This window comes from Rhizobium sp. CG5 (assembly GCF_023701945.1).
Taxonomy (GTDB): Bacteria; Pseudomonadota; Alphaproteobacteria; order Rhizobiales; family Rhizobiaceae; genus Allorhizobium.
The window spans coordinates 86,924-112,460 of sequence record NZ_JABAEF010000021.1; the positions used below are offsets into that span (position 1 = coordinate 86,924).

The following is a 25,537-nucleotide window of genomic DNA, read 5'->3' on the forward strand; positions in this document are numbered from 1 at the left end:
CTTGAAACGGCACGACCGGGCCTTTGCCCGGGTTGTGGAAACAAGCGATCAGGATTGTTTGTCGAAGCTCAGCAATTGCCACTGGCCCTGGCCCACCAGGCAGGTGCGACCGGAGAAATTGGCGACGCCGTCATAGGCGTGCCGTGTCGTTGAGAAATTCCGGCAGACCAGGCCGTCCTGCCGCTCCTCGCGGATGGCCGAGACGACGCCGGCACTTCCCGTCGAGGTATTGGCCCAAGGCAGCGGATCGGCGCCGAGCTTTTGCAGATCGGCCGAGGACACGGCATTGCGCACGGTCGCCTCGTCGGAGCGGCCGTCCATCGACTTGGTCTGCGAGATGGTGGCTGTTGAAATGGACTTGTCGACGCCCGCGCTGCCGGCAAAGTCGAAAGCCGTGCCGACACAGCTGCAAAGCGGCAGGCACAGTGCAAGCAAGGCAACAAAACTGCCGCGTCGGGTGGCTATGCCCTTTTGGCGGTGATGAGGCTTTGCTATGTCTTCCAAGTTACGTCCTGTCCGGCAGTGAGGGCATGGGCGATGTCAAGCATTTCGGAGCATTTGAACCAATATGTCAGAAAACGGGTTAACAAGCGGTGACTTCACCGAGGAGCAGGAGCCTTTCTCTCTGTTTGCGTCCTGGCTGAAAGATGCCGAAGCCTCCGAAATCAACGATCCCAACGCCGTGGCGTTGGCAACCGTCGATGAAAACGGCCTGCCCAATGTGCGCATGGTGCTGCTGAAGGGCTTCGATACGGGCGGTTTCGTCTTCTACACCAATTTCGAGAGCCAGAAGGGTACGGAAATTCTCGGCCAGAAAAAGGCGGCCATGTGCTTTCACTGGAAATCCCTGCGCCGCCAGGTGCGTCTGCGCGGCGAGGTGGAGGTGGTCACATCAGAGGAGGCCGATGCCTATTACCGCACCCGGCCGATCGGCAGCCGCATCGGCGCCTGGGCGTCCAAGCAGTCGCGCCCGCTGGAGGGCCGCTTCGCGCTCGAAAAGGCCGTGGCCGAGTATACCGCCCGCTACGCGATCGGCGACATCCCCCGCCCGCCGCACTGGTCGGGCTTCCGCATCAAGCCGCTAACCATCGAATTCTGGCACGACCGCAAGTTCCGCCTGCACGACCGCATCGAGTTTCGCCGCGATCATGCCGAGGGCGATTGGTCCAAGGTGCGCATGTATCCCTGATCGGCGTCAGCGGCCCATCAGCCGGATCGGCCCATCAGGCGGAAGGGAATACCGGACGCCAGCGCCGAGACATAGCGGGTCTTCTGGTAAAAACCGTTCAGCGAAATGCGCGGCAGGCTCGACAGCGCCTGCCGATGCTGCGGCGTCAAGGTTCCGGCCGTGGTGGTCACCGCGATCGGCAATCCCGCGGCTTCTGCCAGGCCTATGGTCTTTTCCGTGACGCTGCGGCCGTCGCCATAGGGATAGGCGAAGGTTGCCGGGCGCCGGCCGGCAATCGCGTCGACATAGCCGGCACTCTCGTTCAACTCGCTCAGCACCACCTCGTCGCCGAGAAGTCCCAGCGCCCGATGGCTGACCGTATGGGCCCCGAGGCTTGCCAGTGGATGGGCGGCCAGACCGCGCAATTCGTCCGCCGTCATGACAAGCTGATCGACGATCGCGATGTCGTCGATGCCGTGCCGGGCCGCCAGGGCATTCAGCCGGGCGATGGCGCAGGCTTCGTCCGTCGTGTTGATGGATGCGGCAACGGTTGCGAAGGCGGCGGATTTCTCTGCAATCGTCCGCGTCGCGAAGCTCCGCGTGTCGCCGTCGATGGCATAGTCGAAACCCTCCGCCCGCCGCACCAGTTCGGCGAGCGTCTCCCACCACAGACCATGGCTTCGCTCAGAAAACCCCTTGCAGACAAAGACCGTGAAGGGCGCTGCATGGCGCTCGAAGACCGGCAGCGCCAGGGCGGCATTGTTGCGGTAGCCGTCGTCGAGCGTGAAGGCCGCAAAGGGTTGTCCGCCGGCGGGCTCCTTCAGCAGCGCCGGGATGTCGTCCAGCGCCACGAAGCGATAACCGTCCGCCTTCAATTGCGTGAGGGCCGCATCGAGGAACTCAGGTGCAATTTCCAGATGCCGGTTCGGGTCGGGCAGACGCTCCGCATAAGGCCGCACATGATGCAGGGTGAAGATCGCGCCGCGGCCGCGCGACGCCGCCATCAGGCCGGCACGGCAAAGCGCAGCCGAGGCCTCGAGCCCTGCCGAAATCACCGCCTTCTTGATCAGCGCCTTGTCCATGCTGCGTGCCTCTTCTGCGGTTCGTTCCTGTATAGGTAATACCAAGTGTCGATGATAGGAACCTATAGGATGGCTTATGGCAGGTCTCTGGCTAGGCGCGGTGCGCAGGGCGATGCTTGCGCATCGGCCAAGCGGCGCAACAACGCCAGAGGCCTGCCATAAGCCACCTTTGGCCGGCTTCTCGGCCCTTCTAGCGTCGTCGAGATCCTCGACCGATGCGCAAGCATCGCTCTTCGGACCTCTCCTAGCCAGCAGGGCCGATCGAGCCGGTCCTATAGGTTCCTATCATCGACACTTGGTATAAGAGCAACCGGAAGTTATCGGCTGGCGGTTAAGCCTTGTTGAACACGTGTCAACTTGTTGAAACCGTTTCAACAGGGTTCAACCCCTTCAGCGCAGCAGCGGATCGAGAACCGGCAGGCCGATCACCGCCGCAACGGCAATCAGCCCGAAGCAGATGCGCCGGAAGGTGACGTCGTTGGCGAACCCAAACAGCCGCGCGCCACTGATGAGGCCGATGCCGAAGGCCGGCGCGACCAGCAGCGCCAGGAAGAAGGCGTCTCTCACCAGAATGCCGGCCAGCAGATAATTGATCGCGGTAATGGCCGTCGTCGCGCCGAAATAGAGGACGATATTGGCCCGCACCACCACGGCCCGGATCACGCCGCCCAGCCAATAGGCCACCACCGGCGGTCCGCCGATCTGCGCCGCACCGCCGAACAGGCCCGACACGGCGCCCACGCCGATGGTGAGCGGTGCCGAGGGCGTGCCGCGAAAGCGCCAGCCGGAGATCAGCAGCGCCAGCATGGCCACCACAACGCTGACGATGAACCAGCGCAGCACCAGGGGATCCGTGCGGGTCAGCAACAGCGTACCGATCGGAATGCCGATCAGCGCGCCGGCGGTCATCAGGCCGACGGCCTTCTTGTCGGCCTTGCGGAAGGCGTCGGGGATCATCGGGGCGGTCATCGCCGCATCGATGATGAACAGCACGGCGGCGGCAAGCGGCGGGTCGATGACGGAACTGGCCGCCGGCATGAAGATCAGTGCGCCGCCGAATCCGGAAAAGCCGCGCGCCAGCCCGGCCACCAGCGCGGCCACGAGCAGGAACAACACCGCGCCCGCGGACTGCTCGGCGACAAGCGACTGGAAGGCCGCCAGTTCGGCTGAAAGCAATGCCATGCGGTGTCCGGAAATCCGTGCTGGTGCTGAAAAGGGCTGGACAGCGGGATAGCAAAGCCCAACCCCTTTCGGAAGTATGCGGCGCGATTATTCCGCCCTGGTCCGGTCGATTGCGGCGCTGTGGACCAGAGCGACCGCGCGCCGTGCCGCCAGAAAACCCGGCGCCGACCATAGCACGGCGATGAAGAAGGCGACGGCCAGCGCCACACGCAGACCGTCCACCGGCAGGCCGGCGGCAAGGCCGGCGCCATTGGCGGCGAGCCCCGCCAGCCCTGCGCCGAGCGCGTAGCCCGCCGATTGCAGCGTGGGCAGCAGGGCAGACGTCTTGTCGCGCTCATTGGCCGGCGTCACGTCCATCAGCAATTGGCTGAGAGTGCCCCAGGTTAAACCGAAGGCGCAGCCGATCAGCACCTGCCCGAGCACCAGCACGGCGAGGATGCCCGACGCGATGGCCGAAAACAGGCACGCCATGCCCAGCACCTGCAGCAGCGGACCGAGCCAGATCGCCCGGCGCTGCAGGGCCTGCGATTTGAGGTTGGCGATCGCGATGGCCGACAGGCTCCAGAAGATCGCCATCAGCGCCCCGAGCGCGCCGGCATGGGTAGGACCGAAACCCCAGAGATGCTGCAGGCTGTAGACCAGGTAGACGCCGCTGGTCGATTGCGCCAGCGGCATCAGCAGGATGACCCAGAGGCCAAGGCCGAGCGTCGAGCGGAGCGAGAAGGCGCCGGCCGGCAGGATGCGGCTTTTCGCTCGGCGGTCGAGCCGGATGAAGACGACCAGCATGACGGCACAGAAGGCCACCAGCGCGGCGGAGATCAGCACGCTCGGAGCCAGGCCGGCAAACAGCACGGCGACAAAACCGCAGCACAACAGCGCCAGCCGCAGGCCGGGCAGGGCAAGCCCGCCGCCCGTCGAGATGGTGCGCGGCACGATGGTGATCGCCAGCAGCATAAAGACGGCGATGATCGGGATATTGATCAGGAAGGCGGCCCGCCAGGAGATCGTCTCCGTCAGATAGCCGGCCAGAACAGGTCCGCCGAAGGCGGCAAGCGCCCAGACGCTGGCCTCGGCGCCGAACACTTTCGGCACCAGACGCGAGGGAAACATTTCGGGGATCAGCGCATAGCAGATCGCCGCCACCACGCCTTCGCCGAGCCCCTGCAGCACGCGGCCGACCAGGATGGTCTCCATACTGGTGGCGCTGGCGGCCAGCAGAGTGCCGGCCAGAAACACAAGCGCTGCCCCGATCAGCGACAGCCGCGCCCCGAACCGCGCCTTCAGAAGTGCCGCACTGGCCCCGGCAACGATCGAGGCCGCCAGGAACAGCGTCAGCGACCACGATAACAGCGCCTCGCCGCCCAGTTCCGCGACCGCCGTCGGCAGCGCCGTGGTCACCAGAAAGCCGTTGAAGGCATAGAGCGCCACGCCGATGCACAGCATCACGGTGGTCACCAGATAGCGCGGAGTAAGCAATTCCGCCCAGCGCCCGCTGGTCGGGTTCTGGGCCATGTCGAGCGGGGCGGAGGGTTCGGCGGATGTGGCCTTCGGCATGGGCATTCCAGTCTCTTGATTTTAAGGCAGGGTGGTTGATGCGCCGCACGCTACGACCTCAACCAAGCTTGAGGTAAAGAGGCTTTTTTCGATTTTGTCCCCGTGTCGTTTGGTTGCATTTCATACGGTATCGAGCGGGCATGCGCGGCTCGGTCCTGTTGACAGAGTTCACCTTCATCGAGAAGGTTCCGGCCGTTAAAGGTCCGGAGGAATGGTTTGCCAGCGTCTTCAGCAGTTTTTGAGAAGTACCGATCGGCGCTACTATCGCAACCCTTGTCAGCGGTCTGGCGCGGCCATGGTTCAGCAATCTTCCTGGAGTTTGGCCGCTTGTCGCCGCAAGTGAGGCGCGATGGGTCCGCCGGAAATTCACAGGGTGAATACACGGTCATGATCGAGTGGAGTTGGCGGATTGAAAGTGAGGCTGCCATCCTGTGCGGAAGTTGGAGCGACGAGGAAGGCTGGGATAAGGTCTGCAACTCGCTGATCGGTCGCAAGGTTCAAGATGTCTCGCTATTCGGGCGGCTGCCGGAATTGTCGATTGCATTGACCGGTGGGCTTTATGTCGCTTCGTTCATGACCGCCGAGGGCCAGCCCGCGTGGACCATATTTGATCGTGGCGCCGAACAGCAGACTTCCGGCTATATCGAAGTTCGCGATGGCCGAATCTGTGAGGGTTTGCAGGCGCTTTCGTAACCATGACCAAAAAAGTCGTCTTCATTGCGCCATTCTCGCCCCATTCTTCGGGCAAGGAGGGCGCGCCGCGCGGTCGTGCTTTGCCGATTCGCGGATTCGGGACGGGCTTTTAAAAATTCCACCTTGGAGGGAAAATGCACAAGCTATTGATCGCTTTCACGTTTCTTGTCGCGATCGCTTGCCTTCCCCAGGGTGTTTCTGCCGGCCAGGCCAATTTCCTGCTCGATGCCCGCACCGGCCGCGTGCTGGCGGCGGAGAATGCCGATACCGCCAATCACCCGGCCTCGCTGACCAAAATGATGACGCTCTACATGACATTCGACGCCATCCGCCGCGGCCAATTGTCCTGGGATACGCCGGTGCGCTTCTCCAAGCTCGCCGCCAGCCGGCCGCCGACCAAGCTCTGGGTCAAGGCCGGCGACAGCATTACCGTGCGCGACGCGGTGATGGGCATGATCGTCGTGTCGGCCAATGATGCGGCCACCGCGATGGCCGAGAAACTCGGCGGCAGCGAGAGCCAGTTCGGCGCGATGATGACCGCCAAGGCCCGCTCGCTGGGCATGACCCGCACCGTGCTGGTCAATGCCTCCGGGCTGCCGGACAAGCGCCAGATCACCACGGCGCGCGACATGGCGACGCTCGGTGTCGTGCTGCTGCGCGACTTCCCCGAAGAATATAAGCTGTTTGCGGCCGAGAGCTTCACCTTCCGCGGCAGGAAGATCCGCGGCCACAACAATCTGATGTATGGCTACAAGGGCATGGACGGCATCAAAACAGGCTATACCGACTGGTCCGGCTTCAACCTGGTCAGCGCCGTGCGCGACGGCGACCGCCGCGTCATCGGCGTCGTGCTGGGCGGCCGCACCGCCGCCAGCCGCGACAAGACCATGAAGACCCTGCTCGACCGCAACATCGCCAATGCCTCCAGCGGCCGGCAATTGCTGGCCAGCCTGTCGTCGGGCGCGCAAGTGGTAGCCCTTGGCAATGACGTTCCCGTGCCGCTCGCAGCCCCCCGGCCCGGCGAGGCGCTGGCGGTCGTGACCAGTATGGCCGAAGGTACGCCTATCCCCAGTTCGCGCTACGAAAATGCCTTTGCCGAAAGCGCGTCGGTACCTGAGATTGCGCTCGCACCCGCCGCTGCCCGCAACACCGCGCCGGTACCGCCGCAGCCGCTGGCGGCCGTCCCAACCGCCGCCATCCCAACCGAAGGCTGGCAGATCCAGATTGCCGCCGCCCAGAGCCGGCAGGCCGCCGTTGACATGCTGGTCCGCGCCCAGCAGCAGATCGGCGGCCCGCTGACGGGCCGCTCGTCCTACACCCAGGAAGTCACCCGCAACGGCATGACCCTCTACCGCGCCCGCTTCGTCGGCTTTGCCAGCAAGACCGACGCCCGCGCCGCCTGCGACCGCCTGGTCAAGAAATCCTACGACTGCCTGCTGATGCCCTCGTAGGGTTATACGCCAGCGGCTTCCGCCAGCCGATGATTGTCTTGACTGCAAAAGTGGCTATTGTGGCGCTTTGTGAAACGCAGGCGGAAATTCAAACTGTCGTTTTCGGTGCACGCAATGCCACATGTTTGCGACGGGGCGAGTTGAGCGATGATAATGAGGCGGTCGTTCTTGGCGGGGTTGATCGGTGTGATTGCTGCAAGGAACGCCACGGCTCAGACGCCGCAACAAGCATTTCCGCCCGTTCCATCCTGGCGTCCGTCCTTTTCGCAGCCACTTGACCGGGTGATCGACCGGATTTCCTATTATACGAACGGACGTCGAGATTTTGCTGTATTTCGCAACGGGACATGCGTCCTGCTCCACGATGGGTTGGCCGATCAGGAGGCTACTGAGTTCTCGCTCAACGCCCTTTCCGGTATCCTCAACTATCATCCGGATGTAGATCCGTCTCCGATGGACGATGGCAATGTTCTCGTTCGTTACAATCAGCCCGCAGTCAATGTTGTTCTGCATGACATTGCTGAGGCCCATTGGTCCGAGATTGAAGATCGTCATTTGGATGGACTGACGCCGGATGAAGTTGTCATCACGCCTCTGGGACCAAACACGTTTGACACATTCGGGAAACAGGTTCTGCTCGGTCGAACCTATATGTTCATGGATGCACTGAAGCCTGAGATCGCTGAGATCAGACGCGTTCGCTAATGACGGGTTCTGGCCGGGTCTGTGATGCAGGTGGCTCCGGCGATTTGCGTCTTTTGGCACCCTAACCAATCAACTGTCAGGCGGATCGTATGAGCTATAGAGGCTCGGGTCCTTGTCGAAGACATCATAGTGGTCGGCTGATGCCCTCGTAGGGGTGAGGGGCTCGACTCCCGGTCGGGAATCGACCATGGTTGCCATGAACATATGAGGAACATGGCGATGTGTGATCTGATGGCCCAATTCGAGGCTGCGTCTCAAAATTATGCGCAGGTGCATGGCGTGAACCGCGATTCCGACTGGTTTCTGCTGAAACTGCTGGAGGAGGTCGGGGAATTGGCCCAGGTCAGCAATCGCATCAGCGGCCGCAGCCGCCGCAAAGGTTTGAGCGATGCCGATTTGCGCCAGGCCATGGAAGACGAGACCGCCGACCTGCTCGGCCACGTCCTGCTCTTCGCACACCATCACGGCCTGAACCTCGAAGACGCAATTGAACGAAAATGGCGTTTCCGGCCGGGGTTGTGAGGCGGGTAGATTTGGTTCCGGCGATTTGCGTCGTTTGGCACCCCAACCGATCAACTGTCAGGCGGATCGTATGAGCTATAGAGGCTCGGGTCCTTGTCGAAGACATCATAGTGGTCGGCTGTGCTGGGCAACACTTTCTTCGACGTTCTGACTCTGAACGAAAACAGAGCCACCCCCGCCAAAATAATCAGACCACAGGTTATGCCAACAATCGTGAGAAAGAAGACTGCCATCTTGGAACCCTCTTAAGGACTGTGTAGCGATAGATCATCTCAAGGTGTCAGTCGGCGTTGTCGGTGTCCAGGCCAATCTGGCGGGCAAGGGTGCGGGCAGATTCCAATTCCTGTCGCGCGTCTTTAAGGACCTGATCGAAATCCACCTCGGTCGGCTCGCCGCTCGCCTTGCCTTCGGTCCACAGGGCCTGCAGCTTTGCGATGCCGCCCGCTTCTGCTATTCCCGTCATCGCCTCATACCCTGACTACACCCCGCCCGCAACAGCCGACCGCCCCACCGGCCAGCTGGCCAGGGCCTGCTCGGCGACATCCTCCAGCGTGTCGCGGCTGAAGCCGGCCTTGGCCTGCACGGCCATGCCGTGCAGCACCGCCATCAAGAAGGCCGCAAGGGCCTGCGGTTTGGCCGTTTCGGGCAGGTCGCCCTCGGCCTGTGCCTGTTCGAAACGCTCCCTAAGCTGGGCCTCGGCTAAAGCCCGCGCCTCGATCAGGATCTGCCGGACAGGCTCCGCCTCATCCGATCCCGCCAGAACGCCGTTGATGACCAGACATCCCGTATGGTCTGGAAAGCGCGTATTCAGCTCGATGGCATGGTGGAGAATATGGGCTGCCACCTGCCGCGACGTGGGAAGCGCCAGCGCGGCGGGAATATAGTCCAGGAAGCGCACATAATAGCGCTCCAAAGCTTGGCGAAACAGCGCCTCCTTGTTGCCGAAGGCCGAATAGAGGGCCGGTCGCTCGACGCCGGCCGCTGCCGTCAGGTCGGCATAGGAGGCGCCCTCATAGCCCTTGCGCCAGAACACGCACAACGCGGCGTCGAGGACTTTCTCCACGTCAAACTCGCGATGGCGTCCCATCAGGTGATCTCCGAAAATTTCATAACGACCATTATTAAACCTCTTGACGCTCTTGGTCAAATTTCATACCAATCGTTACAGTAACGAACGTTACGAAAAATCTCCGCCTGTTGCAGGTGGTTGAAACCAGATCGAACATCGAAGGAATGACGTTATGTCGGATACATTCAAGGGCAAGGTCGTACTGATCACCGGCGGATCGCGCGGGCTCGGAGCGGCCACGGCGGAGGCATTCGCCGATCATGGCGCAGACGTGGCGATCAGCTATGCGGCCTCTGCCGACAAGGCCGAAGCCGTCGTCGCCAAGCTGAAGGCCAGGGGCGTGCGCGCCATCGCGGTCAAGAGCGACCAGGCCGACCTTACCTCCGCCAGGCCGCTGATCGAACGGGTCATGGCCGAGTTCGGGCGGCTCGATATTCTCGTCAACAATGCCGGCATCGCCATCCAGGGCCAGATGGTCGACGATCCGGATCTTGATGGCGACAACTATAACCGCCAGTGGCAGGTCAATGTCATGGGCACCATCGCCAATACCCGCGCCGCAGCGCCGAAGCTTTCCGATGGCGGCCGCATCATCTTCGTCGGATCCCTGCTCGGCGCTGCCGTGCCGTTTGCCGGCGTCGCCGATTATGCCGGAACGAAATGGGCGCTCGCCGGCTATGCAAAGGGCATCGCCCGCGATCTTGGCCGCCGCAATATCACGGTCAACGTCGTCCAGCCCGGCATCATGCCCACGGATATGGCCGCCGATGTGGCCGGTGAACTACCCAACCGCGACGCCATCCTCGACATGCACCCGATCCGCCGCATCGCAACGCTAGAAGAGGTGGCCGAAACGATCTGCTTCCTCGCCGGCCCACACGCTGGCTACATCAACGGCGAAACCGTCAACATCGCCGGCGGCCTGGCCATCTGACGCTTCGATGACCGAAGCTCCGGCCTATCAATCCGGACCGGATCACCACATGACTGAGATCCTGAGCTTCATCCGAAGTTCAGGATCCGGCTGCCACGCCGCCGTTCTCCACGGCCGGCCGCAGGCGCTCCACCCTCAGTGAAACGGCCGCACCTCGACCGGCGCGCGGCAGACGATGGCCGCCTTGCGGCCCCAGGTGAGCGCTTCGTCCATGTCGGCAACGTCAAGCACCCAGAAACCGCTGACATGTTCCTGGCTCTTCAGGTAAGGCCCGGCCGCGATCAGCACCTCTCCATCGGGCAGGGCCCTGAGCGACATCGCGTTTGCGACCGGCCGCAGCCCGCCGACGAAAACCCTGACGCCCGCCGCCACCATCTCGTCATTGAGCCCGTCGATCTCCCGCCCCATCGCCGCATCCTCGGCGACCGACGGGTCGTAATCGTCAGGGCGATGAAGGGCCACCAGATACCGGGTCATGTTGCTTACTCTGCCTTATCGTCGTTTCGTTTTGCGTCGAATGCAGAGAGGTCGTTCGCCAAGCGCCTCGGTATGTCCATGCGATGATGCAGGATACTCATCACGCCTATATGTCCGCCGGGCAGTTCGCGGAAGAATACATAATGTTTCTCGTAACGGCTGAAATAGGCCTTGTCTTTCAATTGGCTGGAAATAGGCATGGTCTCCGGAAAGCGTCGCCAAAGCGCCCGCGATTCCGCAAGCTTTGCCAGATGGGCATGCAGGCCATGGATGTAAGCGATTGCCTGAGCTTCGCCCCAAATCTCTGCCGTATCTTTCCAGATCCTATCCTGGGCGGCATCTGCTCTCGGATAAAACAGATAACGCGCCATATCAGCGGTTTTGATTGCGCCGGATGACGTCCTGGGCCGACACAGGGAAAAATTCGCTCTCTTCGGCCTGCATCGCTGGCTCAAGATGGGCGTCAAGCCATTCCGACGCCTGGATATCGGACTGCATGTCCTGACGGATCAGGGCATCGACATATTCGCTGGCATTTTTGTAGCGGCGTTTATCGCCAATCTGCTTGCGGATATGGTCGCGAAGGCCGGCATCCAGCTCGATATGGATATTTCCCGATGTCATCGGCAACGCCCTCCAAAGCTTGAGCTTGCGGTCGTAAAAATATGGGCGTGGCGTCCGTCCTTGTCAACGCAAGCCGATCTCGACAATCCGATCTGCGGTGAAACCCCGGTCTATGCCCCGCCGTTCCACACCGAGCGTTTCAGCCCGTACCAGACTTCGCCCTCTTCGCTGCCCGCAATGGGATTCGGCCAGTCGGCATGGACGGTGCGGTCGTAGCGCATGCCGATCTTTTCCATCACCCGGCGCGATCCGTGGTTCACCGCCATCGTGGTCGCGACGATCTCGTCATAGCCGGCGCTTTCGAACCCCCAGTGGGTGAGGGCTGCTGCCCCTTCCGAGGCCAGGCCTGACCCCAGGCGCTCCGGCGCAGTCGATATCCGAGTTCCGCCAGGGTTTCACTCTCCGGCCATAGGCAGAACCACCCGACAAAAGCACGGTCACTCGTGCGGCGCCCCGTCCAGACGTGGGGCTCGGTTCCTCTGGGCTGCAGGAAGGTCGCGTCCGGATCGATCGTCTCGGGATCGACGGCCTGTCCGCCGTTCAGAAAACGCATGACGTCGGGATCAAGCTCGAGGGCGATGAAATCGGCGCGGTCGCTTGGGCAGCAGGGGCTCAGCGTCAGATGCTGCGTCTGCAAAATGGCCATCGTCGGCGCTCCATCGGTTCGGCCCGCGGCAAGCCTTACGCCTTGGTGCCGCCGACGGTGACCTGGTCCATCCTCAGATGCGGCTGGCCGACGCCGACCGGTACCCATTGGCCGGCCTTGCCGCAATTGCCGATGCCGGTGTCGAGCTTCATGTCGTTGCCGATCATCGAGATCCGCCGCATGGCGTCCGGGCCGTTGCCGATCAGCATGGCGCCCTTGACCGGCGCGGTGATCTTGCCGTCCTCGATCAGATAGGCCTCGGTACAGCCGAACACGAACTTGCCGGAGGTGATGTCCACCTGGCCGCCGCCGAACGACACGGCATAGAGGCCCTTCTTCACCGAAGAGATGATCTCTTCCGGCGTCTTGTCGCCGGACAGCATGTAGGTATTGGTCATGCGCGGCATCGGCTGGTGCGAATAGCCCTGACGGCGGCCGTTGCCGGTCGCCTTCATGCCCATCAGCCGGGCATTCTGGCGGTCCTGCATATAGCCGACCAGGCGGCCGTTCTCGATCAGCACGTTATAGGCCGAAGGCGTGCCTTCGTCATCGACGGTGATCGAACCGCGGCGATTGTCCATCGTGCCGTCGTCGACCACGGTGACGCCGGGCGACGCCACCATTTCGCCCATCAGGCCGGCAAAGGCCGAGGTCTTCTTGCGGTTGAAATCGCCTTCCAGCCCGTGGCCGACCGCCTCGTGCAGCATGACGCCCGGCCAGCCATTGCCCAACACCACGTCCAGCGTGCCGGCCGGCGCCTCGATCGCCTCGAGATTGACCAGCGCTTGGCGCAGTGCCTCGTCGGCGCCATGGTGCCAGCTTTCGGAGGTCAGGAAGTCGGCAAAGCCGACGCGGCCGCCGACGCCGAACGAACCGCTCTCCTGACGGTCGCCTTGGCCGGCCACAACGGAAATGTTGAGCCGCGTCATCGGCCGGATGTCGCGCACCAGATGGCCGTCGGCGCGCAGAATCTCGACGACCTGCCAGCTGGCGGCAACCGAGGCGGTGACCTGGCGGACTTTTGGATCCTTGGCGCGCAGATAGCCGTCGATTTCCGACAGAAGCTTGACCTTCTCTTCAAAGGACGGGCTGCCGATCGGATTGTCCTCGCCGTAGAATTTTGCATTGGTGCGCTGCGGGGCGGCGGCATAGGAGCCGGCATGGCCATGGGTCACCGCACCGACCGCATCGGCCGCCCGGGTCAGGGCCGACAGCGACAGCTCGCCCGCATGGGCGTAACCGACCGCTTCGCCGGCCACGGCGCGCAGGCCAAAACCCTGGTCGGTGTTGAAGCTGCCACCCTTCAGCCGGCCATTGTCGAAGCTCAGCGATTCGGATTGCGCATGCTCGATATAGAGTTCGCCGTCATCGGCGCCGGACAGCGCCTTGGAAACGGCCGCGCGCAGCGCGGTCTCGTCGCAGTCGAACAAGGAAATGAGGTCGGTGGTCATGGGTGTCTCCAATACCGGATCAGTTCCATGTAGTCGCGCGCAACCGGCGCGGCAAGGGCCGGCCCCGTGTTCGTTAAGCATGTCGCCCGGAAAGGCTATGCAAACAGACGTTAGGGCAGGGCGTCATAGCCGGCGGCAAAGCCAGCCAGTTCGATCGGAATGCCGACGCGGTCCTGGTCGGCTGATTCGCGCAGCGCGAAGACGGCATTCTTGCCGGCTCTGAGGATCTTCATCAGCTCCTCGTCGATTTCGACCTCGACATAACAGCCCTCGGCAAAACAGCGGGTGAAATAGGCCCGGCCGATATTGTTGGAATCGACATAGAGTTCCATGCCGTCCTTCAGCAGCACGCCGAGCGGCGCCAGGATGCGCAGGATCTTCGCCTTGCGGTCGGCCGTCTTCAGCACCACCACGGACAGGCCCACCTCGGGGCGGTCCTCGGCAATCACGTTCTGCATCAGCGCGCACTGCTCGACCGACGTTCCGGCCGGCGTATCGCAGATCACCGACCATGCCCCATGGTTGGAGCGGATCGTACCCGGCTGCGGCTGCTGGCCATGCGCAGGAGCGCCGGTCATCGCCAAAGCGATGCCGGTGGCGAATAGACCTATCCGCGCAACACTGTTGAAAGCCATGGGTACCTCTGGAAATCGAATCATCGCGGCCATTCTTGTCGGGCGGGCCGGCATTGAAAAGCCCTGCCGTGTCTTTTCCAGTTGAGTGAGGCATAATTGGGACCGAAGCGAAAGGCTTTAAAGCCCGATGTCGCGGCTTTTCGATGGCGGGCTAAGCACTTGGGAAGGTGCGGCCGTTCCGGCGAATTGATGATGGACAAAAATGCCGCACAGCCTTTTCCGCGCAGATATTGCGAATGTGGGCAAACTGTGATTTTAAACGCAAAGAATAGCATGCATTAGGCGTTTTGGTTTGACCTGGATCAAACGCATGAGGGAGACACCATCGTGATTAACAGAGCTTGCGCAGTTTTGGCCGCCATGGCCTGTCTGCTTTTTGCCACCGGCAGTTATGCAGACCAGCCGGTCGACTGGCAGATCGATCTGCAGCCCGCCGCAACGACGATCATGGAGCAGATCCGCTGGTTTGAGAACTACACCCTTTGGTTCATCATTCCGATCACGATCTTCGTGCTGATCCTGCTGATCGTCGTGGGGTTCAAGTTCCGCGCCAGCGCCAATCCGGTGCCGTCCAAGACCAGCCACAACACGGCGATTGAAATCGTCTGGACCCTCGGTCCGGTTTTGATCCTGCTGTTCCTGGCCATTCCGTCCTTCAACCTGCTGACGGCGCAGCTCACCATTCCGAAGGATCCCGACATCACCCTGAAGGCGACTGCCACCCAGTGGCAGTGGAATTACGAATACCAGGGCGAAACCGCCGTGGCCTTCGATTCCTATCTGCTGAAGGACGGGGAACGCGCTGCCGCCGGCAAGGAAGATCGCGCGCTTTACCCGCGCCTGCTCGCCGTCGACAACGAGGTCGTGCTGCCGGTCGGAAAGACCGTGCGCCTGCTGGTCACCGCAGCGCCGACCGATGTCATCCATGCCTTCGCCATGCCGTCTTTCGGCGTGAAGATCGACGCTGTTCCGGGTCGCCTCAACGAGACCTGGTTCAAGGTTGATCGTGAAGGCCTGTTCTACGGCCAGTGTTCGGAGCTCTGCGGCAAGGACCATGCGTTCATGCCGATCGCCATCCGCGTCGTCTCGGAAGCCCAATACGCCACCTGGCTGGCAGCTGCCGCCACCAATGTGGGCGACGCCAACAAGGCCCTGATGGCCTCGGTCGACGGTGCGGCATCTGCCGTGCAGCTCGCCGATAACGTTTCGAAGTAAGAGAGGGAGTGAGCACAATGGCTGGACCTATTGCCCACGACGAACACGCTCACGGTCAGGGCGCGCACCATCACGATGATCATCATGACCACAAGCCCGGTTTCTTTACCCGTTGGTTCCTGTCGACCAACCACAAGGACATCGGCACCCTCTATCTGATCTTCGCCATCATCGCCGGCATCATCGGCGGCTCGATGTCGGTTGTCATGCGCTGGGAACTGGCCGAGCCGGGTATCCAGATCTTCCATGGCCTCGCATCCATGGTCTACGGTTTTGAAGGCGACGCGGCCATCGACGGCGGCAAGCACATGTACAACGTGTTCACCACCGGCCACGCCCTGATCATGATCTTCTTCATGGTCATGCCGGCGCTGATCGGCGGCTTTGCCAACTGGATGATCCCGATCATGATCGGTGCGCCGGACATGGCGTTTCCGCGTCTCAATAACATCTCCTTCTGGCTGATCGTTCCGGCCTTCCTGCTGCTCCTGCTCTCGATGTTCGTCGAGGGACCGGCAGGCGCCTTTGGCGTCGGCGGCGGCTGGACCATGTACCCGCCTCTGTCGACCTCGGGCATGCCCGGACCGGCGGTGGATCTGGCGATCTTCTCGCTGCATATCGCCGGCGCGTCGTCGATCCTCGGTGCGATCAACTTCATCACCACCATCCTCAACATGCGCGCTCCCGGCATGACGCTGCACAAGATGCCGCTGTTTGCCTGGGCCGTTCTGGTCACCGCCTTCCTGCTGCTGCTCTCCCTGCCGGTTCTGGCAGGCGGCATCACCATGCTTCTGACCGACCGCAATTTCGGCACGACCTTCTTCGCGCCCGAAGGCGGCGGCGACCCGATCCTCTACCAGCACCTGTTCTGGTTTTTCGGTCACCCGGAAGTCTACATCCTGATCCTGCCCGGCTTCGGCATCATCAGCCACATCATCTCGACCTTCTCGAAGAAGCCGGTATTCGGCTACCTCGGCATGGCCTATGCCATGGTCGCCATCGGCGCGGTCGGCTTCGTCGTCTGGGCTCACCACATGTACACGGTCGGCCTGTCGCTCTCCGCGCAGCGTTACTTCCTGTTCGCCACCATGGTCATCGCGGTGCCGACCGGCATCAAGATCTTCTCGTGGATCGCGACGATGTGGGGCGGTTCGCTGTCCTTCCGCACGCCCATGGTCTGGGCGATCGGCTTCATCTTCCTGTTCACCGTCGGCGGCGTCACCGGTGTTCAGCTGGCCAATGCCGGCCTCGACCGCTCGATGCATGACACCTATTACGTCGTGGCCCATTTCCACTACGTTCTGTCGCTCGGCGCCGTGTTCGCGATCTTTGCGGCCTGGTACTACTGGTTCCCGAAGATGACCGGCTACATGTATTCGGAATTCCTCGGCAAGCTGCATTTCTGGGTCATGTTCATCGGTGTGAACATGGTGTTCTTCCCGCAGCATTTCTTGGGCCTGGCCGGCATGCCGCGCCGTTACATCGACTATCCCGATGCCTTTGCCGGCTGGAACTACGTCTCTTCGATCGGCTCCTACATCTCGGCCGTCGGCGTGCTGATCTTCCTGGTCTGCGTGTTTGAAGCCTTTGCCCGCAAGCGGGTGGCTGGCGACAATCCGTGGGGCGAGGGTGCGACCACGCTCGAATGGCAGCTGTCGTCGCCGCCGCCGTTCCACCAGTGGGAACAGCTGCCGCGCATCAAGTAAGCGGCCAGACACGATTGCCGGGCGCCGCGGGCTCGAAAGAGATCCGCGGCGCTCAGCACGAAACGGCAAGAACGGAATCACAGAATGGCAGTCATCGACACGATCGAAGGTCTGGGCGGGCAGGGCGACCTGCACCTGTCGGAAGCCGGTGCCCGCGACTTCTTCGCGCTGTTGAAGCCGCGCGTCATGTCGCTGGTCGTCTTCACGGCCTTTGCCGGTCTCGTTCTGGCGCCGGGCCATATCCACCCCGTTTTGGGTGCCATCGCCATTCTGTGCATTGCGGTCGGTGCCGGCGCCTCCGGCGCGCTCAACATGTGGTATGACGCCGATATCGACGCGGTCATGACCCGCACCGCCAATCGCCCAGTCCCTGCCGGCCGCATCGCGCCCCGCGAAGCGCTGGCCTTCGGCCTGGTGCTGTCGGGATTCTCGGTCACCATTCTCGGCCTGACGGTCAACTGGCTGTCGGCCGGCCTGCTGGCCTTCACCATCTTCTTTTATGCCGTCGTCTATACGATGTGGCTGAAGCGCTCGACGCCGCAGAACATCGTCATCGGCGGTGCGTCCGGGGCTTTCCCGCCGATGATCGGCTGGGCCTGCGTCACCGGCGGCGTGTCGCTCGACAGCATCGTGCTATTCCTGATCATCTTCTTCTGGACGCCGGCCCATTTCTGGGCGCTGGCGCTGTTCAAGATGCGCGACTACGGCTCGGTCGGCGTCCCTATGTTGCCGAACGTCTGCGGCGAAGCCGTGACCAAGCGCCAGATCACGCTATATGCCGTGCTGACCGCCGTCTTCGGCGTCGTGCCGACGCTGACCGGCCTCGCCTCGATTGGCTATGGCGTGGTTGCCGCAATGCTCGGCGCTGTCTTCGTGCTCTGTTCCATCGCCGTCTGGCGCATGCCCGACGGCGACGTGAAGATGCTGCCGGCCAAGAAACTCTTCGCCTTCTCGATCGTCTATCTCTTCGCCATCTTCTCGGCGCTGCTTGTCGACCACTATGCCCTTGCTATCATGGGCCTGTTTGGAGGAGCCGTCTGATGGAAACCATCAAGCTTAACGAAGCCCAGAAGAAGTCGCGCCGCGGCCGCAACGTCGCCCTTGGCCTGGTTCTGGCCGGGCTCGTGGTTCTCTTCTACGTCATGACGCTGATCAAGATCAGCAATGTCGGACAATAGGGGAGGATGGTTTCAAGCATGACAATCAGCACTACCTCCCAGCAGTCGCGCAACAATGTCGTGGTTCTTCTCGCCTGTCTCGCCTTTGTCGGCGGCATGGTCGGGGTCAGCTTCGCCGCCGTGCCGCTCTATCGCATGTTCTGCCAGGTCACCGGCTATAACGGCACGACGCAGCGCGTCGAGCAGATGTCCGATACCGTGCTCGACCAGGGAATGACGGTGACCTTCGACGCCAATGTGTCGTCGGGCCTCAACTGGGATTTCAAGCCGGTGCAGAAATCCATCGCGCTGAAGATCGGCGAGACCGTCAAGATCGACTATCTGGCGACCAACCGGTCGCCGCGGGCCACCAGCGGCCAGGCGGTGTTCAATGTGACGCCGATGGAGGCTGCTGCCTATTTCAACAAGGTCGAGTGCTTCTGCTTCACCGAAACGAAGCTGGAACCCGGCCAAAGCCTGGAAATGCCCGTGGTGTTCTTCATCGATCCGGCAATTGTCGATCAGGAAGAGACCAAGGATATCGGAACGATTACCCTGTCCTATACTTTCTATCCGCATGAGGGGGATAAGCCGGTGGCACAATTGCCGGCCGAAGGTGTGGACGGAAATCCAAAACTGTAAGAGGACGGGCCCGGGACAGCCGGGCCTGGACAGAATTTGACATTCGGGGATTGCTGACATGGCCGAAGCGCATCAGAAGAATCACGACTACCACATCATCGATCCGAGCCCGTGGCCGCTTTTGGCCTCGATCGGCGCCTTTGTAATGACCTTCGGCGGCGTGGCCTATATGCGCTATCTGAACGGCGGTTCGTTCAAGCTGTTCGGTCTGGAACTGGCCTCTCCGTGGCTGTTCTTCATCGGCCTTGCCATCGTGCTCTACACGATGGTCGGCTGGTGGGCCGACACCATCAAGGAAGCCAACGAGGGCCACCATACCCGCGTCGTGTCGCTGCACCTGCGCTACGGCATGATCATGTTCATCGCCTCGGAAGTGATGTTCTTCGTCGCCTGGTTCTGGGCCTTCTTCGATGCCAGCCTGTTTGCCAACGAGGCGATCCAGGCGAGCCGCGTCGAGTTCACCGGCGGTCAGTGGCCGCCGAAGGGCATCGAGGTTCTCGATCCCTGGCACCTGCCGATCTACAACACCGTCATCCTGCTGCTGTCGGGCACCTGTGTCACCTGGGCGCACCATGCCCTGCTGCACGGCGACCGCAAGGGCCTGATCAGCGGCCTGACGCTGACCGTTCTGCTCGGCGCGCTGTTCTCCTTCGTGCAGGGCTACGAATATGCCCACGCGCCGTTCGGCTTCAAGGACAGCATTTACGGCGCCACCTTCTTCATGGCGACCGGCTTCCACGGCTTCCACGTTCTGGTCGGCACCATCTTCCTGACGGTCTGCCTGCTGCGGGCGCTGAAGGGTGATTTCACCCCGAAGCAGCATTTCGGCTTCGAGGCCGCCGCCTGGTACTGGCACTTCGTCGACGTGGTCTGGCTGTTCCTGTTCTTCGCCATCTACATCTGGGGCGACTGGGGCGCACCGCTGGCCCATTGAGCGAGCGGAACTGAATGGAATGAAAAAGGGCGGCGCCGAGGTCTCGGCGCCGCCCTTTTGTTTGCCTGCGGGCTCGTCTGCCGAAGATTGCCTCAGGCGCGCCCGGCGACCCGCTCCAGGGCGGTGGGCCGAGGAATGCCGCGGTCGAGGCGCTCCAGGATGGCATCGGCGCATTCGGTCGGCGTCAGCACATCCGTATCGAGTTCCATGTCGTAGAGACCCGGCCGCCGCCAGGCGCCCGGCAGCAAGGGTGTCGCGTCATCGGCGCGGCGAAACAGCGCCTGTGCCGCGGTGCCGTCGCGACGGCGGGATCTGGTCAGGTCGGATGAGAGGTTGCGCAGGCCGACCAACAGCACGGGATAGGCCGAAAGCCGTCCGGCACAATGGGCAAGCAATCCCGGCGCACGGGTCGCCCGGCCATTGAGGCCGAAATCGGCCACCACATTCAGCCCCATGCGACTATAAAGCGCGGTCGCCTCGTAGAGGGCGGCATGAGCCGGCGATAGCGGCGGCAAGCCGGCCGTGCCCGCGTCTTCTGCGCCTCGCCCCACCGTTGGCTCGGAACGCGGCGCACCGGCACAAAGACTGATCCACAGGCCCGGAAAGCGGGTCTGGATGGCGCTGGCGATCGTGGTTTTCCCGGATCGCGGCATGCCATTCAGAATGACGATCTGCCCGCAGTTCTGCATGGTGTTCATGACACGGCAACTCCTCGGCTGGAGTGCAAGCATGCCCTTTAAGGTTTGCCTCTGCAACAAGGATAAACTAATGAAAGGGCGCAGGGCACGCAAAGGGAATGACCATGGATGAAGACACCGCACGTTATGCGCCGGTGACGCCGCTAAAAGCCGCGCTCGGTGCCTGCTGCCCGCGCTGCGGTCAGGGCAAGCTGTTCGACGGCCTGATCAAGCTCAAGCCGCGCTGCGCCAGTTGCGGGCTGGATTATGCCTTCGCCGATACCGGTGATGGCGCCTCGATCTTCGTCATCCTGATTGCCGATTTCCTGGTGGTCGGCCTCGCCGTCTGGTCCGAGATCACCTATTCGCCGCCGGTCTGGCTGCATATCCTGCTCTGGGGACCCTTGGCCATCGGCCTGTCGCTCTGGCTGCTGCGCACCATCAAGGCTCTGCTGATCTTCCAGGTCTATCACCACAATGCAAAGCCCGGCACGATCGACCATGAATAAGGCGGCGGATAGGCCGACCGGCATGAGCCGCGGCAAACTGTGGGCAAGCGTCGTTATCGTCCTGCTGGCGCTGGCCCTTCTCCTGACGCTTGGCACCTGGCAGGTCCAGCGCCTCTATTGGAAAGAGGCCCTTATTGCCGATATCGAGCAGCGCCGTGCCGCACCTCCCGCACCCCTGTCCGAAATCGAGGCGCTCGCCACCTCCGGCAGCGATGTCGACTATCGCCACGCCACCGCCACCGGCCGCTATCTGAACGACAAGGAACGGCATTTCTTCGCCACCTTCCAGGGCATGACGGGTTTCTACGTCTATACGCCGCTGGAGCTTGCCGATGGGCGCTACCTCTTCGTCAATCGCGGTTTCATCGCCTATGAGGACAAGGCGCCGGAGGGGCGCGCGCAGGGTCAGCTGCAGGGCGAGCAGACGGTGGTCGGCCTGGCCCGCGCCAAGCTCGCCGAAAAACCGTCCTTCATGGTGCCGGACAACGATCCGGCCAAGAACATGTTCTACTGGAAGGATCTCGACCAGATGGCGGCAACCACAGGCCTGCCGGCCGATCGGGTTCTGCCCTTCTTTCTCGATGCCGATGCCACACCCAATCCGGGCGGCATACCCATGGGCGGCGTAACACTGATCGACCTGCCCAACAGCCATCTGCAATATGCCATGACCTGGTATGGCCTGGCCGCCGTGCTGGTCGTGGTCAGTGCCATTGCGCTGTTCCGCCGCAAAATCTGAGCTTTTGCCCTCGGCGGCAATGGCTGTAAGATCGACGACACGCTCTCGACATGGAGTCCTGCATGGGTTTGCTTGCCAATTGTCTCGTCGCACTGGTGGCGCTGGAGCATGTCTATATTCTCGTGCTGGAGATGTTTCTCTGGACCACGCCGCGTGGCCTCAAAGCCTTCGGCATGAAACCGCCGCAGGCCGAGGCCACCAAGCTTCTGGCCGCCAACCAGGGCCTCTACAACGGCTTCCTGGCCGCCGGGCTGTTCTGGTCGCTGATCCATCCTGATCCGGGTTTTGCGTTCCAGCTCAAACTGTTTTTCCTTGGCGCGGTCAGCCTTGCTGCCCTATATGGGGCCTATAGCGTATCGCGGCGGATTCTGCTCATCCAGGGCCTGCCGGCGATTGTCGCCCTTGTTGTCGTAATTCTGGCTGGCTGATCTTGATGGACACACCGATTGCAAAACCGCCGCTGACGATCAGGCTTTGCGGCCCGCGCGGCTTCTGCGCCGGCGTCGACCGGGCCATCCAGATCGTCGTGCTGGCGCTGAAAGGCTACGGCGCCCCGGTCTATGTGCGCCACGAGATCGTCCACAATCGTTATGTGGTGGAAGGCCTGGAGGCCAAGGGCGCGATCTTTGTCGAGGAACTCGACGAGATCCCGCCGGAACACCGCCAGCAGCCGGTGGTGTTTTCCGCCCATGGCGTGCCGAAATCCGTGCCGGAAGATGCCACCGCCCGCAATCTGTTCTTTCTCGATGCCACATGCCCGCTGGTCTCCAAGGTGCACAAGCAGGCCATGCGCCACCAGCGCCTCGGTCGCCATGTCATCCTGATCGGCCATGCCGGCCACCCCGAAGTGATCGGCACCATGGGGCAATTGCCCGAAGGCACGGTCTCGCTGGTCGAGACCATCGAGGATGCCGATGTCTATGAGCCCGCCGATCCCGACAATCTCGGCTTCGTCACCCAGACCACGCTCTCGGTCGACGACACCGCCGGCGTCATCAAGCGGTTGCAGGAGCGCTTCCCCAACCTGACGGCACCGTCGGCCGACAGCATCTGCTATGCCACCACCAACCGCCAGGAAGCCGTGAAACAGGCAGCGCCGGGCTGCGACCTGTTCATCGTCGTCGGCGCACCGAATTCCTCCAATTCCAAGCGTCTGGTCGAAGTGGCGCTGCGCGCCGGCGCCACAAAATCGATGCTGGTGCAGCGCGCCAGCGAGATCGACTGGGCCGAGATCGGCGACATCGCCACGCTCGGCCTGTCGGCGGGCGCCTCCGCCCCGGAAGTCATCGTCAACGAGATCATCGAAGCCTTCAAGGCCCGCTTTGCCACCAGCCTGGAACTCGCCGAATTCTCGATCGAAAACGAACACTTCCTCGTCAACCGCGAACTGCGCCCCATTGAACTCACCACCGAGGATATGGCCTGGGTGAACGGGTGAGACGTCCAGCCGGCTCACGTTCCTCGTTTGCTGGTCAGGATGCGGCTTTATCCACCGGAACGCTCAGATCGGGCGAATTGATCAGCCTGAGGATGACGCCCATGAAGCGCTCCAGTTCGCTGCTGCTGGCGGACTGCTTCAGATCACCATGGGCGAAAGCATTGCGTTTTGCCGCCATGGTGCGGAGAAATGCGGCTTCCGATGGCAGTATGATGCCCTCGGACGCAAACAATTCGATGATCCGACCGGGCGATTGAGGCCTTGCGAAATCATCCGGTCTTCTTGAGCGGCCGAGCGCTTCCAAGGCGGCCCATGCCATCAGAAGGGCTGCTTCGGGATCGGTCAGCACGAGTTTCGATGCCCGTTCAAGAACCGTTGTTATGCTCGCCTCGTCAGCCTGGGCTATGTCCGGCGACGAGGGGCCAGAGCCCAGCACCAGATGAAGTTTCCAGTCCGGGACGTCTTTCAGGGCCTGCTGCAGTTGCGCCACCCGTGCCGCATCGCGCGGCCCTTCATGGGCAATCTCGATCACAAGCTTGGGGCTTTTTCCGATCGCGATGCCATCGGCACTGAAGGACTTCAACGGGTCCGGCAGCAGCGATGCGCTTGGTTCGACAATCACGTCATAGCCTTCTTCCGTGAGCTTGCTGGCCGTGGCGGCAAATATGTCTGTCGCTGTTTGTCTGGTGAGTGTCAAGAGCGTAGGTCCTCATGAGGATCGTTCGATACACGGATATAGAGAGCAGGTTTCGGGCCGAGCATACATGCGGCCAAGGTCACGGATGGATCACGAAACGGAAAAACGCGCCCCTTCTCGAACTTTTGTACCACAATACGTTCGATTTGCTCATCATCTTGATAAAGATGGCTGCTCATCGCGTCGAGTGTCAGTTTGACGATGTTGTCGACGTCGCCGGTCATTCGCTCCTCCGGATAGTAGTAGAGAGTGACGGCCAGGGCCTTGTCGGTGACGAAGTGCATCTCTGGCAGTTTGCTCTGGCTTGCCTGCCGAACCAGGTCTTTCCATTCCTGTTTGGCCCTTGAGTTTTCCCGTTGGAAGGACACGGGCGTTCCGAGGATGATGAACTCAAACGGAAATTCGGGTTCCAAGCGCACGCCCTCGGGTTTTGGTGTTCTTCAATCGGGAGTTTAGTACGCCCATTGTTTGCGTCAACTGCCTATGGCGTGGGCTGACAACAGCGGCAATGACGCGTTCGTGACGGGCTTTCGCCTTGCCAAACGGCGTGGGGCATCGTTAGAACACGACCTATATTCCGTCCCCCTATGTTTGAGAGATTACGCCATGCCGTCGGAAATATTGCTGTCCCGGAGAGGCTTCGTGCTGGCCGGGGCGCTCGCCGCCCTGTCCGGCTGTGCCAGCACCCTGCCGGGCGGCCGCAATGCGCCTGTTCCCGCCATGGCCCGCCGGCCCATCGTGCCGCCGACGCCGGAGGAACTGGCGATCACCTACGGTCCGGTCGAAGACGGCGGTTTCGTCCTGCCGCCCATTCCCTATGAGAAGATGGATCCGCAGTTCTACCGCCAGCGCGTCCTCGATCCGACCGGCGAGCGGCCGGGCACCGTCGTCGTCGATACGCCGTCGCGTTTCCTCTATGTGGTCGAGCCGGGCGGCACGGCGATGCGCTACGGCGTCGGTATCGGCCGCGATGGGTTTGCCTGGCAGGGCGAGGGCGTCATCCACTGGCGCCAGACCTGGCCGCGCTGGAAGCCGCCGAACGAAATGGTGGCCCGCCAGCCGGACCTTGAGAAATACTCGATCGCCAATGGCGGCATGGAGCCGGGCCTGCGCAATCCGCTCGGTGCCTGCGCGCTCTACATCTTCCAGAATGGCCAGGACACGCTCTACCGCCTGCACGGCTCGCCGGACTGGGCCTCGATCGGCAAGGCGAGTTCGTCGGGCTGCGTGCGGCTGATCAACCAGGACGTCATCGACCTCTACGCCCGCGTGCCCTTCAAGGCCCGCATCGTGGTCCGCCAGTAGACGCCAAAACGCCGCGGATGGCCGCGGCGAGGAGGGTGCCTACGAAATAGCGGCAATCTCCCGCTTCTCCCCGAGGCACGGCTATCGCCTATAGAACGATTCCCCTCCCAAACCCTCCCCACAAGGGGGAGGGCTTAACCTGGTCGCAACTCTTGGTGGTGGAGCCGAACAGCTTCCACGAGTCTTCTCCCCCCTTGTGCAGGGCTATCGCATATGGCCGAGAGCGGTGATGAGATAGTCGTCGTTCCAGGCGCATTTCTTGATGCGATGGCTGATCGGAATCTTTGGGCCGTCGATGCTCTGGAGGATGTTTCGAGCGATCCGG

At 62.2% G+C, this 25,537-nt stretch carries 32 protein-coding genes and 1 pseudogene; 17 read left to right on the top strand and 16 right to left on the bottom strand.

What is annotated here, in order from left to right; translation table 11 throughout:
- Positions 1–48: 48 nt before the first annotated feature.
- Positions 49–504 carry an RT0821/Lpp0805 family surface protein gene (locus tag HGO38_RS26010; RefSeq protein ID WP_502941634.1) on the bottom strand — a complete coding sequence of 152 codons (456 nt, stop codon included), beginning with the start codon at positions 502–504 and terminating at the stop codon, positions 49–51.
- Between the two features lie 64 nt (positions 505–568).
- Here HGO38_RS26010 and pdxH point away from each other — a divergent pair, with 64 nt between their 5' ends.
- On the top strand, positions 569–1,189 hold the full coding sequence (gene pdxH, locus HGO38_RS26015) for a pyridoxamine 5'-phosphate oxidase (protein WP_250958712.1): 621 nt from the start codon (positions 569–571) through the stop codon (positions 1,187–1,189).
- 17 nt (positions 1,190–1,206) lie between these two features.
- Here pdxH and HGO38_RS26020 read toward each other — a convergent pair whose 3' ends face one another.
- From HGO38_RS26020 to HGO38_RS26030, 3 genes are all read right to left on the bottom strand, one after another.
- The gene (locus HGO38_RS26020) at positions 1,207–2,250 is read right to left on the bottom strand and encodes a polysaccharide deacetylase family protein (RefSeq protein WP_250958713.1); all 1,044 of its coding nucleotides are present in this window, start codon (positions 2,248–2,250) and stop codon (positions 1,207–1,209) included.
- Positions 2,251–2,640: 390 nt separating this feature from the next.
- Complete coding sequence (locus tag HGO38_RS26025; RefSeq protein WP_250958714.1) at positions 2,641–3,432, bottom strand: sulfite exporter TauE/SafE family protein; 792 nt, start codon at positions 3,430–3,432, stop codon at positions 2,641–2,643.
- A gap of 87 nt (positions 3,433–3,519) precedes the next feature.
- A complete protein-coding gene (locus tag HGO38_RS26030; RefSeq protein ID WP_250958715.1) occupies positions 3,520–4,992 on the bottom strand; it encodes an MFS transporter in 1,473 nt (490 codons plus the stop codon).
- A 381-nt stretch (positions 4,993–5,373) separates the two neighbouring features.
- Between HGO38_RS26030 and HGO38_RS26035 the strand changes: the two genes are divergently transcribed.
- From HGO38_RS26035 to HGO38_RS26050, 4 genes are all read left to right on the top strand, one after another.
- Positions 5,374–5,679, top strand: a complete 306-nt coding sequence (locus HGO38_RS26035; protein WP_250958716.1) for a hypothetical protein — start codon at positions 5,374–5,376, stop codon at positions 5,677–5,679.
- Between the two features lie 134 nt (positions 5,680–5,813).
- On the top strand, positions 5,814–7,130 hold the full coding sequence (locus HGO38_RS26040) for a D-alanyl-D-alanine carboxypeptidase (protein ID WP_250958717.1): 1,317 nt from the start codon (positions 5,814–5,816) through the stop codon (positions 7,128–7,130).
- Between the two features lie 168 nt (positions 7,131–7,298).
- Complete coding sequence (locus tag HGO38_RS26045) at positions 7,299–7,835, top strand: hypothetical protein (protein WP_250958718.1); 537 nt, start codon at positions 7,299–7,301, stop codon at positions 7,833–7,835.
- 219 nt (positions 7,836–8,054) lie between these two features.
- Positions 8,055–8,357: a MazG nucleotide pyrophosphohydrolase domain-containing protein gene (locus tag HGO38_RS26050; RefSeq protein ID WP_250958719.1), complete on the top strand. Its 303-nt coding sequence runs from the start codon at positions 8,055–8,057 to the stop codon at positions 8,355–8,357.
- Positions 8,358–8,637: 280 nt separating this feature from the next.
- On the opposite strand, the gene HGO38_RS26055 is transcribed toward HGO38_RS26050, so the two are convergent.
- On the bottom strand, positions 8,638–8,820 hold the full coding sequence (locus HGO38_RS26055) for a hypothetical protein (protein ID WP_250958720.1): 183 nt from the start codon (positions 8,818–8,820) through the stop codon (positions 8,638–8,640).
- A gap of 15 nt (positions 8,821–8,835) precedes the next feature.
- Positions 8,836–9,444, bottom strand: coding sequence for a TetR/AcrR family transcriptional regulator (locus HGO38_RS26060; RefSeq protein WP_250958721.1), 609 nt, complete (start codon positions 9,442–9,444; stop codon positions 8,836–8,838).
- A 154-nt stretch (positions 9,445–9,598) separates the two neighbouring features.
- On the opposite strand from HGO38_RS26060, the gene HGO38_RS26065 reads away from it, so the two are divergent.
- Entirely contained in the window at positions 9,599–10,360 is a 762-nt protein-coding gene (locus tag HGO38_RS26065; RefSeq protein ID WP_250958722.1) for an SDR family NAD(P)-dependent oxidoreductase, read from the top strand.
- A gap of 135 nt (positions 10,361–10,495) precedes the next feature.
- Here HGO38_RS26065 and HGO38_RS26070 read toward each other — a convergent pair whose 3' ends face one another.
- The 7 genes and pseudogenes from HGO38_RS26070 to HGO38_RS26100 form a co-directional block, all read right to left on the bottom strand.
- Positions 10,496–10,837, bottom strand: a complete 342-nt coding sequence (locus HGO38_RS26070; protein ID WP_250958723.1) for a YciI family protein — start codon at positions 10,835–10,837, stop codon at positions 10,496–10,498.
- Between the two features lie 5 nt (positions 10,838–10,842).
- Entirely contained in the window at positions 10,843–11,208 is a 366-nt protein-coding gene (locus tag HGO38_RS26075; RefSeq protein WP_250958724.1) for a type II toxin-antitoxin system RelE/ParE family toxin, read from the bottom strand.
- A gap of 1 nt (position 11,209) precedes the next feature.
- The gene (locus tag HGO38_RS26080) at positions 11,210–11,461 is read right to left on the bottom strand and encodes a ribbon-helix-helix domain-containing protein (RefSeq protein WP_250958725.1); all 252 of its coding nucleotides are present in this window, start codon (positions 11,459–11,461) and stop codon (positions 11,210–11,212) included.
- Between the two features lie 110 nt (positions 11,462–11,571).
- Positions 11,572–11,727, bottom strand: coding sequence for a GNAT family N-acetyltransferase (locus tag HGO38_RS26085; protein WP_250958726.1), 156 nt, complete (start codon positions 11,725–11,727; stop codon positions 11,572–11,574).
- Positions 11,728–11,736: 9 nt separating this feature from the next.
- Positions 11,737–12,215: pseudogene (locus tag HGO38_RS31185) on the bottom strand (GNAT family N-acetyltransferase); the annotation flags it as partial.
- The gene (tldD, locus tag HGO38_RS26095; RefSeq protein ID WP_250958727.1) at positions 12,143–13,558 is read right to left on the bottom strand and encodes a metalloprotease TldD; all 1,416 of its coding nucleotides are present in this window, start codon (positions 13,556–13,558) and stop codon (positions 12,143–12,145) included. The pseudogene HGO38_RS31185 and the gene tldD, both read right to left, overlap by 73 nt.
- 110 nt (positions 13,559–13,668) lie before the next feature.
- Entirely contained in the window at positions 13,669–14,193 is a 525-nt protein-coding gene (locus HGO38_RS26100; protein WP_250958728.1) for an invasion associated locus B family protein, read from the bottom strand.
- A 360-nt stretch (positions 14,194–14,553) separates the two neighbouring features.
- On the opposite strand from HGO38_RS26100, the gene coxB reads away from it, so the two are divergent.
- From coxB to HGO38_RS26130, 6 genes are all read left to right on the top strand, one after another.
- Positions 14,554–15,408, top strand: coding sequence for a cytochrome c oxidase subunit II (coxB, locus tag HGO38_RS26105; RefSeq protein ID WP_284739564.1), 855 nt, complete (start codon positions 14,554–14,556; stop codon positions 15,406–15,408).
- A gap of 17 nt (positions 15,409–15,425) precedes the next feature.
- Positions 15,426–17,114, top strand: a complete 1,689-nt coding sequence (gene ctaD / locus HGO38_RS26110) for a cytochrome c oxidase subunit I (protein ID WP_250958730.1) — start codon at positions 15,426–15,428, stop codon at positions 17,112–17,114.
- Between the two features lie 84 nt (positions 17,115–17,198).
- The gene (locus tag HGO38_RS26115; RefSeq protein ID WP_250958731.1) at positions 17,199–18,155 is read left to right on the top strand and encodes a heme o synthase; all 957 of its coding nucleotides are present in this window, start codon (positions 17,199–17,201) and stop codon (positions 18,153–18,155) included.
- Positions 18,155–18,292: a cytochrome c oxidase system small membrane protein gene (locus tag HGO38_RS26120; RefSeq protein WP_250958732.1), complete on the top strand. Its 138-nt coding sequence runs from the start codon at positions 18,155–18,157 to the stop codon at positions 18,290–18,292. The genes HGO38_RS26115 and HGO38_RS26120 overlap by 1 nt, the downstream gene beginning before the upstream one ends.
- A gap of 18 nt (positions 18,293–18,310) precedes the next feature.
- The gene (locus HGO38_RS26125; RefSeq protein ID WP_250958733.1) at positions 18,311–18,913 is read left to right on the top strand and encodes a cytochrome c oxidase assembly protein; all 603 of its coding nucleotides are present in this window, start codon (positions 18,311–18,313) and stop codon (positions 18,911–18,913) included.
- Between the two features lie 58 nt (positions 18,914–18,971).
- Positions 18,972–19,847, top strand: a complete 876-nt coding sequence (locus tag HGO38_RS26130) for a cytochrome c oxidase subunit 3 (RefSeq protein WP_250958734.1) — start codon at positions 18,972–18,974, stop codon at positions 19,845–19,847.
- A 92-nt stretch (positions 19,848–19,939) separates the two neighbouring features.
- Here the strand turns inward: HGO38_RS26130 and HGO38_RS26135 are convergent, their stop codons facing one another.
- The gene (locus HGO38_RS26135) at positions 19,940–20,545 is read right to left on the bottom strand and encodes a phosphotransferase-like protein (RefSeq protein ID WP_250958735.1); all 606 of its coding nucleotides are present in this window, start codon (positions 20,543–20,545) and stop codon (positions 19,940–19,942) included.
- Positions 20,546–20,649: 104 nt separating this feature from the next.
- Here HGO38_RS26135 and HGO38_RS26140 point away from each other — a divergent pair, with 104 nt between their 5' ends.
- From HGO38_RS26140 to ispH, 4 genes are all read left to right on the top strand, one after another.
- Positions 20,650–21,033 carry a DUF983 domain-containing protein gene (locus HGO38_RS26140; protein WP_250958736.1) on the top strand — a complete coding sequence of 128 codons (384 nt, stop codon included), beginning with the start codon at positions 20,650–20,652 and terminating at the stop codon, positions 21,031–21,033.
- Positions 21,026–21,772, top strand: a complete 747-nt coding sequence (locus tag HGO38_RS26145) for an SURF1 family protein (protein WP_250958737.1) — start codon at positions 21,026–21,028, stop codon at positions 21,770–21,772. Before HGO38_RS26140 ends, HGO38_RS26145 begins: the two co-directional genes overlap by 8 nt.
- A 62-nt stretch (positions 21,773–21,834) precedes the next feature.
- Positions 21,835–22,200, top strand: a complete 366-nt coding sequence (locus HGO38_RS26150; RefSeq protein WP_250958738.1) for a DUF1304 domain-containing protein — start codon at positions 21,835–21,837, stop codon at positions 22,198–22,200.
- Between the two features lie 5 nt (positions 22,201–22,205).
- Positions 22,206–23,210 (top strand): 4-hydroxy-3-methylbut-2-enyl diphosphate reductase, encoded by a 1,005-nt coding sequence (gene ispH / locus HGO38_RS26155; RefSeq protein WP_250958739.1) that lies wholly within the window; start codon positions 22,206–22,208, stop codon positions 23,208–23,210.
- Positions 23,211–23,244: 34 nt separating this feature from the next.
- On the opposite strand, the gene HGO38_RS26160 is transcribed toward ispH, so the two are convergent.
- Both HGO38_RS26160 and HGO38_RS26165 read right to left on the bottom strand, forming a co-directional pair.
- Positions 23,245–23,907 (bottom strand): hypothetical protein, encoded by a 663-nt coding sequence (locus HGO38_RS26160; RefSeq protein ID WP_250958740.1) that lies wholly within the window; start codon positions 23,905–23,907, stop codon positions 23,245–23,247.
- Complete coding sequence (locus HGO38_RS26165) at positions 23,904–24,320, bottom strand: RusA family crossover junction endodeoxyribonuclease (RefSeq protein WP_250958741.1); 417 nt, start codon at positions 24,318–24,320, stop codon at positions 23,904–23,906. The genes HGO38_RS26160 and HGO38_RS26165 overlap by 4 nt, the downstream gene beginning before the upstream one ends.
- A 193-nt stretch (positions 24,321–24,513) precedes the next feature.
- On the opposite strand from HGO38_RS26165, the gene HGO38_RS26170 reads away from it, so the two are divergent.
- Complete coding sequence (locus tag HGO38_RS26170; RefSeq protein ID WP_250958742.1) at positions 24,514–25,212, top strand: L,D-transpeptidase; 699 nt, start codon at positions 24,514–24,516, stop codon at positions 25,210–25,212.
- Positions 25,213–25,537 lie beyond the last annotated feature (325 nt).

Excerpts from the sequence above, each read along its gene's own strand:
- HGO38_RS26065 (WP_250958722.1), top strand. The coding sequence starts at position 9,599 with ATGTCGGATACATTCAAGGGCAAGGTCGTACTGATCACCGGCGGATCG.
- HGO38_RS26075 (WP_250958724.1), bottom strand. The coding sequence starts at position 11,208 with ATGGCGCGTTATCTGTTTTATCCGAGAGCAGATGCCGCCCAGGATAGG.
- HGO38_RS26040 (WP_250958717.1), top strand. The coding sequence starts at position 5,814 with ATGCACAAGCTATTGATCGCTTTCACGTTTCTTGTCGCGATCGCTTGC.
- HGO38_RS26055 (WP_250958720.1), bottom strand. The coding sequence starts at position 8,820 with ATGACGGGAATAGCAGAAGCGGGCGGCATCGCAAAGCTGCAGGCCCTG.
- HGO38_RS26100 (WP_250958728.1), bottom strand. The coding sequence starts at position 14,193 with ATGGCTTTCAACAGTGTTGCGCGGATAGGTCTATTCGCCACCGGCATC.
- HGO38_RS26135 (WP_250958735.1), bottom strand. The coding sequence starts at position 20,545 with ATGAACACCATGCAGAACTGCGGGCAGATCGTCATTCTGAATGGCATG.
- HGO38_RS26130 (WP_250958734.1), top strand. The coding sequence starts at position 18,972 with ATGGCCGAAGCGCATCAGAAGAATCACGACTACCACATCATCGATCCG.
- HGO38_RS26025 (WP_250958714.1), bottom strand. The coding sequence starts at position 3,432 with ATGGCATTGCTTTCAGCCGAACTGGCGGCCTTCCAGTCGCTTGTCGCC.
- HGO38_RS26085 (WP_250958726.1), bottom strand. The coding sequence starts at position 11,727 with ATGGCGGTGAACCACGGATCGCGCCGGGTGATGGAAAAGATCGGCATG.
- pdxH (WP_250958712.1), top strand. The coding sequence starts at position 569 with ATGTCAGAAAACGGGTTAACAAGCGGTGACTTCACCGAGGAGCAGGAG.
- HGO38_RS26150 (WP_250958738.1), top strand. The coding sequence starts at position 21,835 with ATGGGTTTGCTTGCCAATTGTCTCGTCGCACTGGTGGCGCTGGAGCAT.
- ctaD (WP_250958730.1), top strand. The coding sequence starts at position 15,426 with ATGGCTGGACCTATTGCCCACGACGAACACGCTCACGGTCAGGGCGCG.
- HGO38_RS26145 (WP_250958737.1), top strand. The coding sequence starts at position 21,026 with ATGAATAAGGCGGCGGATAGGCCGACCGGCATGAGCCGCGGCAAACTG.
- HGO38_RS26120 (WP_250958732.1), top strand. The coding sequence starts at position 18,155 with ATGGAAACCATCAAGCTTAACGAAGCCCAGAAGAAGTCGCGCCGCGGC.
- ispH (WP_250958739.1), top strand. The coding sequence starts at position 22,206 with ATGGACACACCGATTGCAAAACCGCCGCTGACGATCAGGCTTTGCGGC.
- HGO38_RS26115 (WP_250958731.1), top strand. The coding sequence starts at position 17,199 with ATGGCAGTCATCGACACGATCGAAGGTCTGGGCGGGCAGGGCGACCTG.
- HGO38_RS26070 (WP_250958723.1), bottom strand. The coding sequence starts at position 10,837 with ATGACCCGGTATCTGGTGGCCCTTCATCGCCCTGACGATTACGACCCG.
- tldD (WP_250958727.1), bottom strand. The coding sequence starts at position 13,558 with ATGACCACCGACCTCATTTCCTTGTTCGACTGCGACGAGACCGCGCTG.
- HGO38_RS26140 (WP_250958736.1), top strand. The coding sequence starts at position 20,650 with ATGGATGAAGACACCGCACGTTATGCGCCGGTGACGCCGCTAAAAGCC.
- coxB (WP_284739564.1), top strand. The coding sequence starts at position 14,554 with ATGGCCTGTCTGCTTTTTGCCACCGGCAGTTATGCAGACCAGCCGGTC.
- HGO38_RS26125 (WP_250958733.1), top strand. The coding sequence starts at position 18,311 with ATGACAATCAGCACTACCTCCCAGCAGTCGCGCAACAATGTCGTGGTT.
- HGO38_RS26080 (WP_250958725.1), bottom strand. The coding sequence starts at position 11,461 with ATGACATCGGGAAATATCCATATCGAGCTGGATGCCGGCCTTCGCGAC.
- HGO38_RS26170 (WP_250958742.1), top strand. The coding sequence starts at position 24,514 with ATGCCGTCGGAAATATTGCTGTCCCGGAGAGGCTTCGTGCTGGCCGGG.
- HGO38_RS26060 (WP_250958721.1), bottom strand. The coding sequence starts at position 9,444 with ATGGGACGCCATCGCGAGTTTGACGTGGAGAAAGTCCTCGACGCCGCG.
- HGO38_RS26030 (WP_250958715.1), bottom strand. The coding sequence starts at position 4,992 with ATGCCCATGCCGAAGGCCACATCCGCCGAACCCTCCGCCCCGCTCGAC.
- HGO38_RS26050 (WP_250958719.1), top strand. The coding sequence starts at position 8,055 with ATGTGTGATCTGATGGCCCAATTCGAGGCTGCGTCTCAAAATTATGCG.
- HGO38_RS26020 (WP_250958713.1), bottom strand. The coding sequence starts at position 2,250 with ATGGACAAGGCGCTGATCAAGAAGGCGGTGATTTCGGCAGGGCTCGAG.
- HGO38_RS26035 (WP_250958716.1), top strand. The coding sequence starts at position 5,374 with ATGATCGAGTGGAGTTGGCGGATTGAAAGTGAGGCTGCCATCCTGTGC.